20 protein-coding genes and 1 tRNA gene are annotated in these 16,377 nt (G+C 40.1%); 10 read left to right on the forward strand and 11 right to left on the reverse strand.

Annotated features, from left to right (window positions below; translation table 11 throughout):
* Positions 1–87: 87 nt before the first annotated feature.
* Genes rplI through rpsF form a run of 4 tightly spaced genes read right to left on the reverse strand, consistent with a single transcriptional unit; the run spans position 88 to position 2,323 of the window.
* Positions 88–585: a 50S ribosomal protein L9 gene (gene rplI / locus GQ61_RS07055; protein WP_085784652.1), complete on the reverse strand. Its 498-nt coding sequence runs from the start codon at positions 583–585 to the stop codon at positions 88–90.
* Between the two features lie 5 nt (positions 586–590).
* Positions 591–1,586: a DUF2232 domain-containing protein gene (locus GQ61_RS07060; protein ID WP_085784653.1), complete on the reverse strand. Its 996-nt coding sequence runs from the start codon at positions 1,584–1,586 to the stop codon at positions 591–593.
* 3 nt (positions 1,587–1,589) lie between these two features.
* A complete protein-coding gene (gene rpsR, locus GQ61_RS07065; RefSeq protein WP_085784654.1) occupies positions 1,590–1,895 on the reverse strand; it encodes a 30S ribosomal protein S18 in 306 nt (101 codons plus the stop codon).
* Entirely contained in the window at positions 1,895–2,323 is a 429-nt protein-coding gene (gene rpsF, locus GQ61_RS07070) for a 30S ribosomal protein S6 (protein WP_085784655.1), read from the reverse strand. Before rpsF ends, rpsR begins: the two co-directional genes overlap by 1 nt.
* A gap of 256 nt (positions 2,324–2,579) precedes the next feature.
* Between rpsF and GQ61_RS07075 the strand changes: the two genes are divergently transcribed.
* The 5 genes from GQ61_RS07075 (at position 2,580) to GQ61_RS07095 (ending at position 7,147) form a co-directional block, all read left to right on the forward strand.
* Entirely contained in the window at positions 2,580–3,107 is a 528-nt protein-coding gene (locus GQ61_RS07075) for a 2'-5' RNA ligase family protein (protein ID WP_085784656.1), read from the forward strand.
* Positions 3,108–3,278: 171 nt separating this feature from the next.
* A complete protein-coding gene (locus tag GQ61_RS07080; RefSeq protein ID WP_198157307.1) occupies positions 3,279–4,421 on the forward strand; it encodes a trypsin-like peptidase domain-containing protein in 1,143 nt (380 codons plus the stop codon).
* A 454-nt stretch (positions 4,422–4,875) separates the two neighbouring features.
* Positions 4,876–5,634, forward strand: coding sequence for a class I SAM-dependent methyltransferase (locus tag GQ61_RS07085; protein ID WP_085784658.1), 759 nt, complete (start codon positions 4,876–4,878; stop codon positions 5,632–5,634).
* 127 nt (positions 5,635–5,761) lie between these two features.
* Positions 5,762–6,286 carry a hypothetical protein gene (locus GQ61_RS07090; protein WP_085784659.1) on the forward strand — a complete coding sequence of 175 codons (525 nt, stop codon included), beginning with the start codon at positions 5,762–5,764 and terminating at the stop codon, positions 6,284–6,286.
* Positions 6,287–6,502: 216 nt separating this feature from the next.
* On the forward strand, positions 6,503–7,147 hold the full coding sequence (locus GQ61_RS07095) for a leucine-rich repeat domain-containing protein (RefSeq protein WP_085784660.1): 645 nt from the start codon (positions 6,503–6,505) through the stop codon (positions 7,145–7,147).
* Between the two features lie 102 nt (positions 7,148–7,249).
* Here GQ61_RS07095 and GQ61_RS07100 read toward each other — a convergent pair.
* Both GQ61_RS07100 and GQ61_RS07105 read right to left on the reverse strand, forming a co-directional pair.
* Positions 7,250–7,326: transfer RNA gene (locus tag GQ61_RS07100), tRNA-Arg, on the reverse strand.
* A 70-nt stretch (positions 7,327–7,396) separates the two neighbouring features.
* Positions 7,397–8,413 carry a hypothetical protein gene (locus GQ61_RS07105; protein WP_085784661.1) on the reverse strand — a complete coding sequence of 339 codons (1,017 nt, stop codon included), beginning with the start codon at positions 8,411–8,413 and terminating at the stop codon, positions 7,397–7,399.
* 137 nt (positions 8,414–8,550) lie between these two features.
* On the opposite strand from GQ61_RS07105, the gene GQ61_RS07110 reads away from it, so the two are divergent.
* Positions 8,551–9,519, forward strand: coding sequence for an SPFH domain-containing protein (locus tag GQ61_RS07110; RefSeq protein ID WP_232317309.1), 969 nt, complete (start codon positions 8,551–8,553; stop codon positions 9,517–9,519).
* 11 nt (positions 9,520–9,530) lie between these two features.
* Positions 9,531–9,992, forward strand: a complete 462-nt coding sequence (locus tag GQ61_RS07115) for an NfeD family protein (protein ID WP_085784663.1) — start codon at positions 9,531–9,533, stop codon at positions 9,990–9,992.
* On the opposite strand, the gene GQ61_RS07120 is transcribed toward GQ61_RS07115, so the two are convergent.
* Positions 9,989–10,429 carry a flavin reductase family protein gene (locus tag GQ61_RS07120; RefSeq protein ID WP_198157308.1) on the reverse strand — a complete coding sequence of 147 codons (441 nt, stop codon included), beginning with the start codon at positions 10,427–10,429 and terminating at the stop codon, positions 9,989–9,991. The two genes, GQ61_RS07115 and GQ61_RS07120, sit on opposite strands and share 4 nt — an antisense overlap.
* 145 nt (positions 10,430–10,574) lie before the next feature.
* On the opposite strand from GQ61_RS07120, the gene motA reads away from it, so the two are divergent.
* A complete protein-coding gene (gene motA / locus GQ61_RS07125) occupies positions 10,575–11,435 on the forward strand; it encodes a flagellar motor stator protein MotA (protein WP_232317310.1) in 861 nt (286 codons plus the stop codon).
* A 3-nt stretch (positions 11,436–11,438) separates the two neighbouring features.
* Positions 11,439–12,437 carry a flagellar motor protein MotB gene (locus tag GQ61_RS07130; protein ID WP_085784665.1) on the forward strand — a complete coding sequence of 333 codons (999 nt, stop codon included), beginning with the start codon at positions 11,439–11,441 and terminating at the stop codon, positions 12,435–12,437.
* 6 nt (positions 12,438–12,443) lie between these two features.
* On the opposite strand, the gene lysS is transcribed toward GQ61_RS07130, so the two are convergent.
* A complete protein-coding gene (gene lysS / locus GQ61_RS07135) occupies positions 12,444–13,937 on the reverse strand; it encodes a lysine--tRNA ligase (protein WP_085784666.1) in 1,494 nt (497 codons plus the stop codon).
* Between the two features lie 177 nt (positions 13,938–14,114).
* Here lysS and GQ61_RS07140 point away from each other — a divergent pair, with 177 nt between their 5' ends.
* The gene (locus GQ61_RS07140) at positions 14,115–14,768 is read left to right on the forward strand and encodes a M15 family metallopeptidase (RefSeq protein WP_198157309.1); all 654 of its coding nucleotides are present in this window, start codon (positions 14,115–14,117) and stop codon (positions 14,766–14,768) included.
* Positions 14,769–14,772: 4 nt separating this feature from the next.
* Here the strand turns inward: GQ61_RS07140 and GQ61_RS07145 are convergent, their stop codons facing one another.
* From GQ61_RS07145 to GQ61_RS07155, 3 genes are all read right to left on the reverse strand, one after another.
* Complete coding sequence (locus tag GQ61_RS07145) at positions 14,773–15,207, reverse strand: EVE domain-containing protein (RefSeq protein ID WP_085784668.1); 435 nt, start codon at positions 15,205–15,207, stop codon at positions 14,773–14,775.
* A complete protein-coding gene (locus GQ61_RS07150) occupies positions 15,207–15,575 on the reverse strand; it encodes a VOC family protein (RefSeq protein WP_085784669.1) in 369 nt (122 codons plus the stop codon). The genes GQ61_RS07145 and GQ61_RS07150 overlap by 1 nt, the downstream gene beginning before the upstream one ends.
* 98 nt (positions 15,576–15,673) lie before the next feature.
* Positions 15,674–16,363 (reverse strand): helix-turn-helix transcriptional regulator, encoded by a 690-nt coding sequence (locus GQ61_RS07155; RefSeq protein ID WP_085784670.1) that lies wholly within the window; start codon positions 16,361–16,363, stop codon positions 15,674–15,676.
* Positions 16,364–16,377 lie beyond the last annotated feature (14 nt).

The following is a 16,377-nucleotide window of genomic DNA, read 5'->3' on the forward strand; positions in this document are numbered from 1 at the left end:
TATAATTAAAATAAGAAGGGCGAAAGATTACTCTTTCGCCCTGACATTCTACACAAAAAGACCTCTAAGAAAAGGCTCTAGTTGTTATTAATTTTGAGGAGCTTCAATCTCTTGATTTAGCTCTTGTTGTGAAGCTTCATGCTCAGACATGGCGACGTTAACATTCACATCAGCCATAACTTCTGGATGGAGCGCAACTTTTACAACATAGATACCCAAGGCTTTAATAGGGACTTCCAAACGAATTTGCGTTGCTTTTACAGTAAAACCAGCGGCTGTAATCACGTCAGAAATATCTGCAGGACGAACAGAACCATAAAGCTGGCCATTTTCACCGGCTTGACGAATAACGACTACTGAAAGACCTGTCATTTTAGCAGCAATTGCTTCTGCTTCTTTCTTGAATTTTAAATTCTGTGCTTCAAGTTGAGCACGGCGTTTTTCAAACTCTTCAAGCTTTTCTTTGGTTGCTCGAATAGCGATTTTTTGAGGAATTAAAAAATTCCTAGCAAATCCAGGCTTTACATTAACAACATCGCCCATTTGCCCAAGTTTTTCAACACGTTGTAAAAGAATAACTTCCATAGTACTTAACCTTTAAGTTTAGAAAATCTTTGCCGCAACTGCAGCCAGGGTTCAAAAATCGCTAATAATGCGACTATAATAATTAACCAGCCGAACACTATCACAAACAAATAGAAAATTCTAAGCTTAAAATTACCATTTTTGATTTTTCGTGAAAACGCATGAATAATGCTAAGTCCTTCAAGGAAAAAAGCAAAAATCAGCAAGAGAATAACATTCTTCGCAATCAGGCCAATTGTGGATTCATAAAAGGCTACGACGCCAATTCCACAAAACGCAAGGGCAATCCACAACCACCAGGGCAAGCTAATATCGATAAAACGAGGCATAGGCCTTAGATTTAAATTCTTGTGCTCCAATATTTTTTGAGCAAAGAGCGCTAGGAGGATTTGTAAGCCCGTAATTGATACAGCCATAATCCCAGGGAAAAAAGACAACATCATTGAGCTCATCTGGTTGTAGTAGAGCTGTTGATCTGAAGGGAGTTTTTTAGCTTGCTCAGTAAATTGAAGTTGAAGCTGAGCTGTTTCATGGGTCCAATCTGTGAGATAGCTTTGTAAAATAATGAGGCCAATCCCATAGGCAATGAGGTTAGCGAGCAACAAACCGCTCGGGTACCATTCTAGTTGATCCTTATTGACGTTTCGACTTAATAGCCCCCGTTGCACAAGAATAAAAACAGGACCAATATAATACAAAAGGAAATTGAGACCTAAGAGGCTTGGATTGAACAGAAAAATGATGCCTAGGGCCACACCGCTTCCAATCAGAAGCGATTTCAAACCGTTGCTCAACCCTGATAGCAGAAGAGGGAGTGTTGTGAAGAGACCTAAAAAAACAAAAATCAATTGAAAGATAACTAAAAAACCTGCGGTCCCGTTTTGATAGGTTTTGTGGACAAGCAGATAGGGCGCATGAAAAAGGAGGGCACATAAAAGCCCTCCTGCAACACTTAAGACTCTTTCATCGTAATAAAAAGGTCTTTGTTTTAGATCAGACACGCTTTACCGAGCAACATAAGGCAGCAATGCTAAATAACGTGCGCGCTTAATAGCAAGAGCAAGGGCACGTTGATGTTTAGCTGAAACTGCAGTGATACGACGAGGAATAATACGTCCACGCTCAGATAAATAACGCTCTAAAAGCTTAATGTCTTTATAATCAATCTTTGGGGCGCCTGGCTCTGAAAATGGGCAAGATTTCCGACGTCTAAAGAAAGGACGTCTTGAAGATCCACCAGCACTGTTTCTGCTGTCACCATCTCTACCACCAGTTGAAGATGATTTTCTATAAGGCTTTCTCTCGGTCATTAGACTGCTCCTTCTTCAGATTCAAGTTCAGATGCAGGGCTTTCTTCTAAGGCGAGTCCGCCTTCTTCCTCATCAAAGAATTCACGACGAGGACCATCTTTTGATCTTGAAGCACGCATCAACGCTGATGGACCTGTTTCATGTTCATCAACGCGCACAGTTAAATAGCGGAGAATATCTTCGTTTAAACGCATTTGACGTTCAATTTCCTTCATCACCACTGGTTCAGCAGCAACATCAAGAAGAACATAATGTCCTTTGCGATTTTTACGAACAGGATAGGCTAAAGTGCGCAAACCACAAAACTCTTGGCGTTCAACTTTACCTTTGTGTTCTTTGATCGTAGTGACGAATTTCTCTGTAAGAGACTCGACTTGCGCCGGCGACATATCTTGGCGCACAATAAATATACATTCATAAAAAACCATATGTACTCCTTATGGCTATTGGGTTGAGAATCTGCTCAACAAATCCGATTAATATCGGCAAGGAGCATAAAGCTTTGGAGAATACCTCCAAAACTCAGCGTTGTCCTGTTTATACTAATGTGCGTGTTATCGCAATAATTTTTTTGCCCTCTACCACGGATTTGAGAAAGAGCTTTTGCAGAATAAGGCGAATATCCTCTAGCATTGACACACTTAAGTTCGCTGCTTATAAATCCTATAAAAAACGAGGCAGTTCATGCGCTATCGATACAACATTGCCCTTCTTTCAACAGGACACCCAGAAGTTTATGTACATGCTGCTCAGAAGCATTTTGCCCAAAATGCGCAGACTTATATTCTTGGCCCCAACAGCCTTCCGCATATCACTCTCTGCCAATTTATGGCAGAGCAATCGTCCCTTCCTTTGCTCATCAAGGGGCTTGAAAAAGCCGAGAAGAGTCCTTCGATCCAGCTGACAGGGCTTAGATTTTCTAGTAAAAGTCCCGATTCCCCGTTATGGGGAGCTTCTCTTTCTGTCGCACGAAGTTCTGATCTGATGCGTCTTCATCTTTTTGTTGCTCAGCTTTTGTACGATCATCACCTCAAACCTTTGAACGATACGGGTGATCTGTACACACCTCACCTTACTCTCGCCAAAGTAGATCATCTTGATATTCAAGGCTTTTCGAAAGACATCCTGAAGAAAGATCAGTTTGATCTCATCTTAGGAGAGTCGGATGATGTGGGGCAACTGACCAACGTTCTCCATCGATTTGTGAGTTAACGATTTCGAAGGGTGTCTTTTAATAGGTTATTCAGGTGCGCTAGACAATCAACCCTTTCTTTTCGCATAACTTTAAAAATATTATTGACAAATAATCAATAAATGGATAAGAAAAATGCTTTAATATCTAAAATATTTCTCCCAAAATTATTTATCCCAAAAGGTTCTCTTATGAAATTATCCTCGCTCTTTTCTATAATCCTTACTCTTCTTTCAAGTACATTAAATGCTTCTCTTATGTTTGAAGGCATTGATGAAGAAAAATACATAAAGGAAGCGCGCAAATATCCAGCAGTGTGTCAAATCTTTATGAAAGGTTCTACAGGAATCTTTGCAGGAACCGGCACGCTCTGCGAAACAGATGACGGTAAAAAATTTATTTTAACGGCTGGTCACGTTCTTGATGAAAAAACACAAGGAAAAGGCAAAGTTCGTTTCAGTGATGGAACCAAGACAAAAATTAGCGCTTTAAAAATTCATGAGCGTTACCTTGATGCCGAAGTAATATCCAAAAGTTACGTTGATATAGCTATTTTCACAGTGAATGCTTACCCAGCTCACATTAAACCTATGAAGATTGGCAAAAGTGAAGAATTCACAGAAGATGCTTTTGTAACCGCGATAGGCTTTGGAAAACGTGGTGTTTACAATGCAAGTGGTCGTGGTCATTATTTACCTCAAGATAAAAGCGAGCGTCATTATTTCTTAAAGTATTATTCTGCCTTGAAAGACCCCAGGGCTGTTATTCTTAAAACAAAATTGAATGAGGATTCATTTTCTTTTTCTAAAACTCAGGGTTGTAAAACGCTTAATAAAGTTTATGAAAGGAAAACGCCCAGTCCTCTAGAAGGCGGAATATCATCTGGAGGGAGCGGCGGTCCCATTGTTCAAGATGACAAGATATTTGGCGTTATTGCTTCAGGAGCTAAAGATTTAGTGGATTTTCAGAATCCAGGGGATGCTCCTATTTATAGGAGTATAGAAAGTTCAGGAATAAGCAAGCTTCTTAACCAGACCGAATTGTTGCTTCCTGCCTTTTTACAAAAGCCCTTTAGAAGCATTGCTCAAAAGATATTTCATTTGCCTGATTTTTCAGTGAACTCTTTTCAAACAATGACTTTTTTAACCCCCAAGCTTCAAGGGTGGATTGTCACATCTGTCGATGAGTTCTATCCAAGAGAAAGCAAGGAAGAAATAGAAACTCTTCCTAACATTGAAGATGATCATCCTGGAGAGTCTAAGGGAGAAACGATAGCAATTATTCCTTCTTCTTCAAAAGAAGATGACGATATGCCCGGAGCATCTAAGAAATAAGTACACCTTGTAACACTATGCAGTGAATTTAATAATTCACTGCATACATCACAGGCATTGCCAAAGGTAGCAATCACAACACCTACTCTTGAGTTTTGATAATGCCTCTCGTCTCTTATTGTCACCGTAACAATTAGATTTATAACTTCCTGATTGCGTTTCAAAGTCGACTGTCTCCCCAAAGGATTTTTAGAGGGTGTAGGTTTTTTGAAAAAGCTTGAAATACTTGGTTGTGGGGGCGGAGTTCACAGGTATATTGCAAATCGACAAAAACAAAGGGTGAATATCCTGCGCAGAGTGATTTAATACGACAGTACTATTGTAACAATAGTATATATCTTTCATATAATTATTATTGACTTAATGTCATATTGTTTTTATAACTAATTACTTGTGTTAATTCTTTTTTTAATTTGAACTCAGACTTTTTGAGTATTTTTAGAAAGTGATTCCTATGATTTCTTTATCAAAATTATTGCTGACCGCCTACTTTTTTTCTTTAACTATTTTTTCAAATCTTTTGGCTTCTGATTTAACAACAAAGGAAGAAGAGTATCTATCTCGAGCTAAGATTAGTATGAGCCATGCCCTTCCAAGGCAAAGTAGTGAGGACAAAGACCTTGCAGGACTAAGGATTTTGGATGTAGGTTCTGGTGGTGGTGGCAATGCCTATGAAATGATGCGTAGGGGAGCAATCGTTGAGGTAGTTGAACCCATCTTCGAGGAAATAAAGTTTTCTGTGGAAAGCGGTCATGTCCTGCCAGAATATGCCCATCATGCTAAAATTGAAGATAATTTTGAAGAATGTTTACGTTCCTATGCTAACATACATAACATTGATATGGCTTTGCATGAAGAATCTCTTCAATATAGGCGTTCAGTGAAAGAACTTGGAGAAGAATTTAACGGTCGTTTTGATATAGTGACCATTTTTATGATTGCAATGAATGAGGGAGCTGCAGCAGAAAGGTTAGCAAAACTTCTGAAACCAAAAGGTAAACTTATTATTGGCTATGCTACAGCTGGTGAATATGTACACTCACATGCAGACTCTCGTAAAGCTCTTGAAACGTTCTTCTCAATTGATACCGTTAATGAGTTAGGAGTTTTATCTAACCCAGAAGATCCGTTGTGCTGCACGACGATAAGAAAAGGAGTAGATCCTTGGGGCACTAATGATGTCTACGTGACTTTTACAAAAAAAGAGGATTAGTCTTAATCTATCCCAAGACGCTTCTTTTTACAAAGAAGCGTCTTACGTCAATGAGCAAAATAAGAAAGATCTCCAGCAATTGTGAATCTTTAAGAGTTGACAGGCTCTTGAAAACCCAGGGTTTCTCGTGACTTGGCCTAAGATTAAAACAGTAGATGACCAAGAAGCCATTCCCAATACGGATACCCAAGGGACCTTCCTCAGAAGGTTCACAGTGAATGGTCAGAAGTATCTGACTTTTGGGGAAGACAATGTGCCCCTCTCTCTTGAGCTCGTAGCACTTCTCAAAGGAGAAGATGAAAGCCTCGTCCAAGCCCAAAAAGCCATAGGGTTTCTGCCTCCCCTGCTTCAAAAAATCTCGGATTCTTCCATGGCGATTATTGCTGAGCCTCAAGAACTCTCTAAGGTTACTCATCTCATTAACCAGATAAAAAAACAGCAAGCACTTAGTTTTTCTGGAAGTGATATAGAAAAAGATCCAAGTATTCGTGAACAAACTTTGGCTGAGCATAATCACAGCCTCTTGGCAGTCTTAGAGAGTGTTGAAAAACTCCAAGAAAATCTAAAAATCGCTTTTGAACAAACAACACCTTTAAGGAATCAGAAATTCATTCATCATTACAAATTCCCTGTTGTAGAAGAGCGCTTATAAGAGGAATAAACTTTCTTACTTCTATTCTAGCTCAAATGGGGGCAAGATGGGGGAATACGTGTTGTTGCACCTCCTCAAAGCTTGAAGGACTCCAATACCACCCAACAGAGACATCAATACTATCTTAATATTTTTAATTTATTATTTAATACTATAGAGCAATATAATCCATTATTTTGTAAAACAAATCATCATGAATCAACAGGGTGAATTAAAATGAAAAATCTTCTCTCAAAAAACAGCGTAATGCTTTCAGTGCTTGCTGTAAGCATGGCGCTCGGGACAGGACACTCCTCTTTTGCATCGAATCCAAAATCTCTTCTAGAGACCCTTCCAAAGGATGTGCAGGGAGAAATTGAAAAGCACACGAATTATCTAAATGAATTAAATCGTAAAGTAGTACCTAGCAAAATCCTATATGCCTCTGATCTCACAAAAGACAATGTTTATAGCTTTGAAGCATTTCGTGGGTTGACCCTCAATATCGATCGAGTGGATGATGAGACAATGAAACTCGTAAGCAAACTAACACACATTAAGTCTATCCAAGTGAATGGAAGTGTAGAGAAAAAATTTACAGATGCTACCCTTGCCTATCTAAAAGATATTAAAGGTGTTGAATTTCTTTACTTGGCCAACACAAAAATCACAGATAATGGGCTTGTGCATCTGAAGAATATTGATTCCCCTTATTTATCCATGTCCTTGTCCAACACAGACATCACAGATGCAGGCATTGTCCATTTAAAAGAGCTAAAACGTCTTGATAGTGTTTTTTTAAACGGCACCAAAGTGACGGATTCAGGGATCGCTGAACTCCGTAAAAGGTTCCATTATGCGAGAATCACAAAGCAGCGATAAAAGTCAATTTTATTCTATAGAACGCACTGATATTTTTTCAAATACTTCCGTATTGCTTCCGGAATTTTTTGGAAAGAAAAGTAAAGTAAAGGTTGTGGAGTGTGGCGCGCCCGAGAAGATTCGAACTCCTAACCTTCTGATCCGTAGTCAGATGCTCTATCCAATTGAGCTACGGGCGCTTTTCTGAAGACTCCAGGATAACTATCCAATTCCGCTTAAGGATTCAAGCGAAAAATCTTTTAATGTCAATTATTCAAAGAGAAAGCCTGAGAGAAGGGCATACCCAGCGCAGAGCCTTATGCCCCATAAAAGGATAACCCCAAGGGACTTGCTCCATAAATTTTGTTTTAAATAAAGAGCGTGAAGGGTGAAAATAAGCCCATAAAGTACTTGTACAAAGCTGAAAAGAACTGGCAACGAGATCAGAAGGAAACTATGGATCAGGAATAGGCCTAAAAAGGTTCTGATGCCCGTTGCAATCAGTAAATCTCCTTTAGCAAGGGGCGTTTGTTGATGAATAGAGTTCTTTCGACTCTCTTCCAACGTTAAAAGATCTTTAAGAATATCTAATTCCGTGACTAGGGCAGTCAACGCTAAATATCCTAGGAGAAAAAGACCTAAGTCATGACTGTGCGCCTGCAAGAAAAAGGGGACAAAAATAAGAAGGTTAAAAGCCCATTCTCGAAAATGAAAAGTTTTAAGTAAAAGACGCCAGAAATCTTTATGAGGATCAAAAACAGTGGTTTTGATGTTGAGCGTTTTTAGCTTTTCGAGGACCCCATGGGGAGTATTAACAGCGAGAGCTTCGGCTGCAGCTGCCCACACGGGTAAATCATGACGGGAGTTGCCAGCATAAATAAAGCCCTTTGAACCAAAGCGTTCTTGAAGAGCTTTGGCTTTATTCTCCGAACGTAGGTTGATGATGCCATCGCTGGCGATGACGTCATCAAAAATCTTAAAATGAGCAGCGATCATTGTGGAGGGTTTAATGTCAGAAGCAGTGACTAGGTAAAGGGGATGTTGAGCTTTTTGCTGTTTGAGATAGTGGAAAAATTCTTGATTTACGGGTAACGAGGGAATGTTAAGAGTCACAAACTCCGCGAGTCGCTTTTTAAGATAAGCACGTCCTTTCAGAAGCCAAAAAACCAGCAAAAATAATACCCATGGCTTTTCTTTTAAAAGAAGAACAAGCGATTCTTGCACCACATCTGTGCGAATAAGAGTGCCATCGAGATCAACGCAGAGGGGAAGTTTCTTTTGAGCCATGGGCCTATCACTATTGTGGACATCTATAAAATAACAAACTTGCAGGCTTACGAGAATAATTATTTATCTTTTAGAAAGTTCCCCGATTTCCCTTTTGTAAAAAAATGTGGTATATAAGTCACAAATCGTAGGAGAATATGATGTTATTAGAATCTTTAGGGGGTTTTTCAACCTTCGCGCTTGTCGTCTTAGTTTTTGCCTTTTTCTTGATTATGAAAGTTGTAAAGTCAGTCCCTCAAGGAGAAGAATGGACGATCGAGCGGTTTGGGCGATACATTGCAACTCTGCGCCCTGGCTTGAATTTGATTATCCCGTTTGTTGATCGCGTAGGATCTAAGATAAGCATGCGTGAAAACGTTTTGAACGTTCCCTCTCAAGATGTGATCACTAGAGACAATGCGATGGTTCGTGTGGATGGTGTTATATTCTTTCAAGTATTAGATGCTGCTAAAGCAGCTTATGAAGTGACGAATCTGGAGCTAGCAGTGACAAACTTGACGGTGACGAATATCAGAACCGTGATGGGAGCTATGGATTTGGATGAGCTGCTCTCAAATCGTGAAAAGATTAACGCATCTTTGCTTCATGTTGTGGATGATGCCACAACGCCTTGGGGACTGAAAGTGACGCGTGTTGAAATTAAAGACATTACGCCTCCTAAGGATTTGGTGGATGCCATGGCACGTCAGATGAAAGCTGAACGTGAAAAGCGTGCGGCAATTCTTGAAGCTGAAGGTCATCGACAAGCTGAAATTTTAAGAGCAGAAGGTGAAAAACGTGCCTTAGTTTTGAAGGCCGAAGGTGAAAAAGAAGCCGCTTTTCGTCATGCTGAAGCCCGGGAACGTTTAGCTGATGCAGAAGGGATAGCAACAGAACGCGTTTCTAAGGCTATCGCTCATGGAAATGTACAAGCCATCAATTATTTCGTTGCGCAAAAATATGTTGAAGCATTGAAAGATATTGCGACTTCCAACAATCAAAAGACAGTCTTTTTGCCCCTTGAAGCCACAAGCCTTATCGGTGCAATTGGTGGTATTGCCGAGATTGCGCGCGAGTCTTTTAAGACGCCCGCTCAGGAAAAACCGACTAAAAAGACCAACGTATAAAGGATACAAAAATGATTGAACTTCCTGAAATTACGTTTTGGTGGTGGTGGATTTTTGCTTTAATCCTGTTGCTTCTTGAAATTATGGTGCCTGGTGCTTTCTTTATTTGGATGGGAGTATCTGCTGGGATTATGGGATTTCTAGCTTGGATCTTTCCGGGTATGTCGACTCAAGTTGAAATTTTACTTTTTTCAGTACTCTCTGTTGCGAGTGTTTTGATTTGGCGTGCCTATCTGAAAAAGAGTCCTCCTAAGAATGATCAGCCAACTTTAAATCTAAGAGGGTCTCAGTACATTGGTCGACATTTAACTTTAAGTGAACCCATTATCAATGGCATTGGTAAAGTTAAAATTGATGACACAACTTGGAAGGTGAATGGTCCTGATTGTCCCGCCGGAACGATTGTAAAAGTTGTAAGTCTTTCAAATACAATTCTCCGCGTCGAAATCTATAAACCATCTAAAGAACTTTAGAAGGATTTATACTGACGGTCAAAAAAGATAAGTGGCTCTAGCTGGTCATTTTTTTTGAGACTGACGACTTTACATAAAAAGATACCATGATCTCCTCCGTGATAAAGGTTATCTCGTTCACAAATTAAATTTGCGAGGCATCCTTTTAAAATGGGAGGTCCATGAGATTCCATATCATAGTCTATGTTCTTCCAGTCTTTCGTTTCGTATTTAGAAAAACTCTGAGCAATAACTGCCTGATCAGAGGAGAGCAAATTGAAGCTATACACGGAATTTTCTTTAAAAGCCTTAAATGAAGAGCTGGATGTCTTGAGACAAAAAAGAACCAAAGGCGGATCAAGGGATACAGAAGTGAACGCATTAATGGTCACGCCGATTGGGTGTCCTTGACGATTTGCTGTGGCCACGATCAAAATACCTGTGGTAAACTTAGACATTGTGGCGCGAAAGTCACTAGAAGAAAAAGACCGCTGCATTTTTAAAACTTTATTAACCTTACAAACCATAGAAATTAGAGGTAGAGGTTAGTTTAACGCGAGCTGTATCAAAATGATACAGATATAAAAAATAAGGGGAGTTCGCGTGTTATTTGTGGGACTCGGCGTAGTTATAGCATGTGTTTTTGGGGGCTACATGGCTCTTGGGGGGCATATGCATGTTCTTTGGCAGCCCTTTGAATTTGTGATTATTGGGGGAGCCGCCATTGGTGCCTTTATTATCAGTAACCCAAAGTCAATTTTACAAAATGTAGGACAAGCGTTAAAGGATGCCGTGAAAGGTCCGCCTTATCAAAAGCAAGATTATTTAGAACTTTTGAGTTTACTCTATATGATCTTTAAGTTGGCTAAAAGCAAGGGGATGCTTGCTCTTGAAGCGCATATAGAAAACCCCCATGAGAGCAAGCTGTTTAATCAGTTTCCAAAGTTTATGCAAGAGCATCATGCTCTGACTTTTTTGTGTGATTATTTACGTATGTTAACGCTGGGTACACAAAATGTGCATCAAATGGAAGATTTGATTAATGAAGAGCTCGAGACTCATCATTATGAACGTTCACGTATTTCTGCAGCAGTAACAGCCATGGGTGACGGACTGCCAGCTCTTGGAATTGTTGCGGCTGTGTTGGGTGTTATTAAAACGATGGGTGCTATTGATCAGCCTCCAGAAGTGTTAGGGCGATTAATTGGGGGTGCTCTTGTTGGTACTTTTTTGGGAGTTTTGCTTTCATATGGATGTGTGACGCCAATCGCTAATAAGATCAAAGCCGTTTATGAAGAAGAAAGTAAATACTACCAATGTATGAAAACAGCAATTTTGGCTTACTTAAATGGTTATGCGCCAGCAATTGCTTTAGAGTTTGCTCGTAAAACATTGATTAGCGAACTTCGTCCCTCATTTTATGATGTTGAAAAGACCGTGGCTGGGCTTCCAAAGGTTGAGTAAACAATGAACGAAAAAGACCTTACCGTTGTTATCAAAAAAATCAAAAAGAGTAACCATGAAGGTCATCATGGAGGGAGCTGGAAAGTTGCTTATGCTGATTTCGTAACAGCTATGATGGCTTTCTTTCTTATGATGTGGCTTTTAAATGCCACCTCTGAACAACAACGGCGTGGTATTTCAAATTATTTTGGTCCCGTGGGAGAAGGGATTGGTGCGGGAGGTACCGGAGGCCTTTTAGGAGGATCTGCCTTGGAAACTAAAGGAAATTTCAATAGCACAAAACCAGATTCGAGTGTGAATACGAATCATCTTAAAAACGAAATGACCGCTGATGAAGATGAGGATGAAGAAGATGGAAATAAGGATTTTTCTGGCGATGAAACCAGCAATGCTAAAATGCAAATGAAAGCTGATAACCAGAAAAAAGAAGACGTAAAGCCTCAGGAACTGGTGAAAGCTCAAGCCATTGTTCAAAAATATGAGAGTCAAATTTTCACGCAAGCAACCCATGAATTATTGCAGGCTATTCAAGAAATTCCTGAATTAAAAGAGCTGGCTGAGAATCTTATTATTGATCAAACTCCTGAAGGACTAAGGATTCAAATCGTTGATCAACAAAGATATTCTATGTTTCCAAGAGGATCATTTGAGATGTATCCTCATACCAAAACACTTGTGGCGCTTGTAGCCAAAGTAATTAAGAAACTCCCCAACAAAATTTCAATTACTGGACATACAGATTCATTCCAGTTTTCGAATGATAAAAAATATAGTAACTGGGAACTTTCAGCCGATCGGGCGAATGCCACAAGACGGGAATTTTTAGATCAAGGCATTCCGCAAGATCGTATGATTTATGTTGTGGGTAAAGCTGATACTGAACCCCTCGTCCCTCAAAATAAAGCCGATGATAAAAACCGACGTATTAGCATCATTTTACATCGTACGGATAAGGAGAATCCATCCTCCCCTCTGCTAGATAGTTCAAAGAAAACTATCTAGACTCTTTTATTTCTTTGGTCGCATGGTTGGAAATGCAATGACATCACGAATGCTTTGTGAGTTTGTCATAAGCATGACGAGTCGATCTATACCAATACCAAGGCCACCTGTAGGAGGTAGACCGTATTCCAAGGCAGTCACGAAATCTTCGTCCATTTCATGCGCTTCTTCGTTGCCTTGATCTTTTTCTGATACTTGTTTTTCGAAACGATATCTTTGATCGATGGGATCGGAAAGCTCTGAAAAGCCATTCGCAAGTTCCCAAGTATTTACGAACAATTCAAAACGTTCTGTAAGTCTCGGATCGCCAGTATGTTGCTTTGCCAGAGGAGAAATATCAAAAGGGAGTTCAGTGACGTGAGTTGGTTGAATTAAGTGCTTTTCAACGAAGTGTTCAAAAACAATTTCAACGACTTTGCCCCAAGTGTCTGTGGCACTAATGGGAACGCCAAGTTTTTGACCTGCACTTCTTGCTTCATCATCTGTTTTAATATCCAGGAAATTAATTTTTGTATACTCTTCAACAAGCGATACCATTGATTTTCTTGGCCAACTCCCTGAAAAATCCAAAGTATGGTAGCCATAGGTAAAAGTCAGGGTACCAAAGACTTTTTCAGCGATGTGTTTAATCAATCGCTCAGTGAGATCCATAATATCCTTACAATCAGCATAGGCTTCATAGATCTCGACTGTTGTAAATTCAGGATTGTGGCGTGTTGAAATGCCTTCGTTTCTAAAACAACGGTTAATCTCATAAACTTTATCACTTAGCCCACCCACAATGAGACGTTTGAGAAAAAGTTCAGGGGCAATACGCAGATAAAGGGTCAAGTCCAAAGCGTTATGGTGCGTAATGAAGGGCTTTGCAATTGCTCCTCCCGCGATTGTTTGAAGCATGGGGGTTTCTACTTCGAGGAATTCTTCATTATTAAGCACTGACCGCATCTCAGAAACAATTTTTGATCTTGCACGCAATGTATCTCTAGATTCTGGGTTAATAATGAGATCCAAATATCTTTGGCGGTAACGGGTCTCCACATCAGCCAAACCATGATATTTCTCTGGTAAAGGCAGCAAAGCTTTCCCTAAAACACTAATTTCTTCGCTATTAATCGTAAGCTCACCTCTTGGTGTGCGGCGAATAAAACCCTTCACACCAATAATATCCCCAAGATCCAGCAGCTCTAGGAGAGCGAGTTGTTCTTCATTAAGGTGATTTTTATGGGAGAAAATTTGGATTTTTTCAAAAGGATCATGGAGATCAATGAACATGCCACTGTTACGGATAGACATGATACGACCAGCAACAACAACTTTATCTTGAGTTTCTTGACCTGTTTCAAGATGAGCGTATTTTTCAACCAGGTTTTTAATTTCATGCTGTTTTTTAAAACCCGATGGATAGGGCTCTATGCCTTTTTCCTTGAGCGCTTGCAGTTTTGTGAGTCTTGCTGCGCGGAACTGGTTTTCTTCAAGTCCCTTTTCTGGGGTCTGGGTCATTTCATGTATCTCTTTATGGTTCGAAAAGTTTCTCATTGAATAAACAAAGTTTAAGAACTTTTTCAAGTAAAAAGCCTACGTGACTTTCTAAGTTCTTTTGGTAGAGAGTAAGATATTGATTTACCATAGTTTTAAATCTAATCTATAAAAAATAATTAAATCATGGAGTGTGTGATCATGTCTAAGCCGCAGGTAAGCCCAATGTCTTTGACGTTGCCCGAAAAGTTTGTGTATCTGCATGATATCGACGCAACGATTTTGACAGATATACGCTATTTTAAAGAGGATAACTTTATTGGCAGGCCTCTTCCAGGCTATGAGGCGGATGTCTGTATTACTGTGGAGGCTGTGGCTCATAACCTTTCTAAGATCCAGAAAACATTGAAAATGCAAGGACTTTCTTTGCTTGTTTTCGATTCATATCGTCCCCAAGAAACAGTTGATTATTTTGGAGAATGGGCCAGAAACATTGAAGATCAAGCGATGAAGGAAGCCTATTATCCTCGCATTGATAAACGTGAAGTTTTTAATTTGGGATATATTGCAGCGCGTTCGAGCCATAGCCGTGGATCGGCAGTGGATTTGACAATCGTCAAACTCAAAGAGGGTGGTTCTTATGAAGAGCTTAACATGGGAACTAAGTTTGATTATCTTGATGAGCTGTCCCATACTTTAAATCCTGAAATTCAAGGGGAAGCGCGTGAAAATCGTTTACTTTTGAAAACATTGATGGAAGAGAACAATTTCATAAACTATCGCAAAGAATGGTGGCACTATAATATTAATGAAGAGCCTTATCCAGAAACCTATTTTAACTTTCCGGTAAAATAAGAGATTATTTCATTAGCTGTTCATAGGCCTGCATTGCTTTAGCGATGATGGCCATGTCCTTCTCTTTCACTTCAAATAATCCAAAACGCAAAAGATACCCCCAATTTTTCTTTCCTTGAGAAAAATCCAAGAGCTCAAGAAGAGGATAAATAGATGCATCTTGAGACTGAGCCCAGGAAACATCAAGACGATAAGGGTGAAAGCCCTTGTCCATCATGACTTGATAGGCGGCGCGTGGTTTCACAATCCCTATGGCTGTAAAGGCTTGTAGCTTGTTTTTTCCACCAAATTCGAGGGTGGGTGAATAATAGACAACAAGGTCACCAGGATGTATTCGTTTGAGAGGGCCTGATTTTCCATGACATACTTGCATGAAGCCATGCAAGCGGCCAAGACGTACGTGCTCAGCCGATGCAATGGCAACCCAATATTTTCTCATTATTTGCGTTCACAAAAAACGCGCAAGCGATGTCCATCAGGGTCAAGGCCAACAAATGTATAGCCAAAAACCATCTCAGTTGGTTCCTGAATAATAGGTAAGTTTTGTTTTTTCCATTGATCGTAAGTGCTTTTTACATCTTCTCTATTTGGAACTGTAAAAGCCACCTCACTGCCGCCTCCTGATGCAGTTGCTTTAGGGGCTATGGTCTCATGAGACCACAACCCAAGCATAACACCCGATGAGAGCGCAAACATGGCAAACGTAGGGAAATTTTCAACGGGCGGTTTTCCCAGTATTTTTTCGTAAAAACTGGCGCTTATTGTTGGATTATCAACGTAGAGAATCACAAAGGTTGTGTCAAACATGGGGGTATACTCCAGGGTTATAGTGATCATTTCCTCATATGAGGACTTAGAGAATACTTTATCAGCTTCTAGTGACAGTTTTTGTCAGTAGTGTGAACTTATGGAGCAGGAATACCTTCGACTTGACGCCATTCTTTAAGAAGAACTTTGCGGCGTTTGGGATAGCGCTCATTGGATGGTGACAATTTGAGAATACGATCAGTACGAAAGTGACGGAATGCTTGACGTAATTCACACCATGCGACGACAACCCTAACGCGATCAAAAAAGGCAAGTGCTAAGGGCCAAATCGTTCGTACAGATTTTTGTTCTTTAAGAGTAAGATAAGTAATCGTGAGTTTCGTTTCTTTTCGAATGGCTTGACGGATAAGAGCGAGCTCAGTATCACCGGCTGCAACAAAATCTCCTGGCCCAATTAAAAGACCTGGAACGTCTAAGGTCTCTCGAAGGTCTTGGGGAAGAACCGCAGATATTTTTGCTATTGCATTACGGCCAGCGGCTCCTAAGCGATGATCCGTCCGCTTAGAAACCCATTTTGCACCAAGCACGAGTGCTTCAATTTCTTCTTCAGAAAACATCAAAGGAGGCAACATAAAACCTGGTCTCAAGATGTAACCAACGCCTGGTTCTCCATCAATTTTTGCTCCTTGTTCCTGGAGCGTCTTAATATCGCGATAGAGTGTTCGAGGACTGATACTAAGTTCTTCTGCAAGAGCTCTACCTTGAATAGGATATCGATGCCGACGTAAAATCTGGATTAAATCAAGAAGTCGTGCAGTGCGAGACAAGCATAGATCCTTTC

This window comes from Candidatus Nucleicultrix amoebiphila FS5 (genome assembly GCF_002117145.1).
In the GTDB taxonomy this organism is placed as follows: Bacteria; Pseudomonadota; Alphaproteobacteria; order Caedimonadales; family Nucleicultricaceae; genus Nucleicultrix; species Nucleicultrix amoebiphila.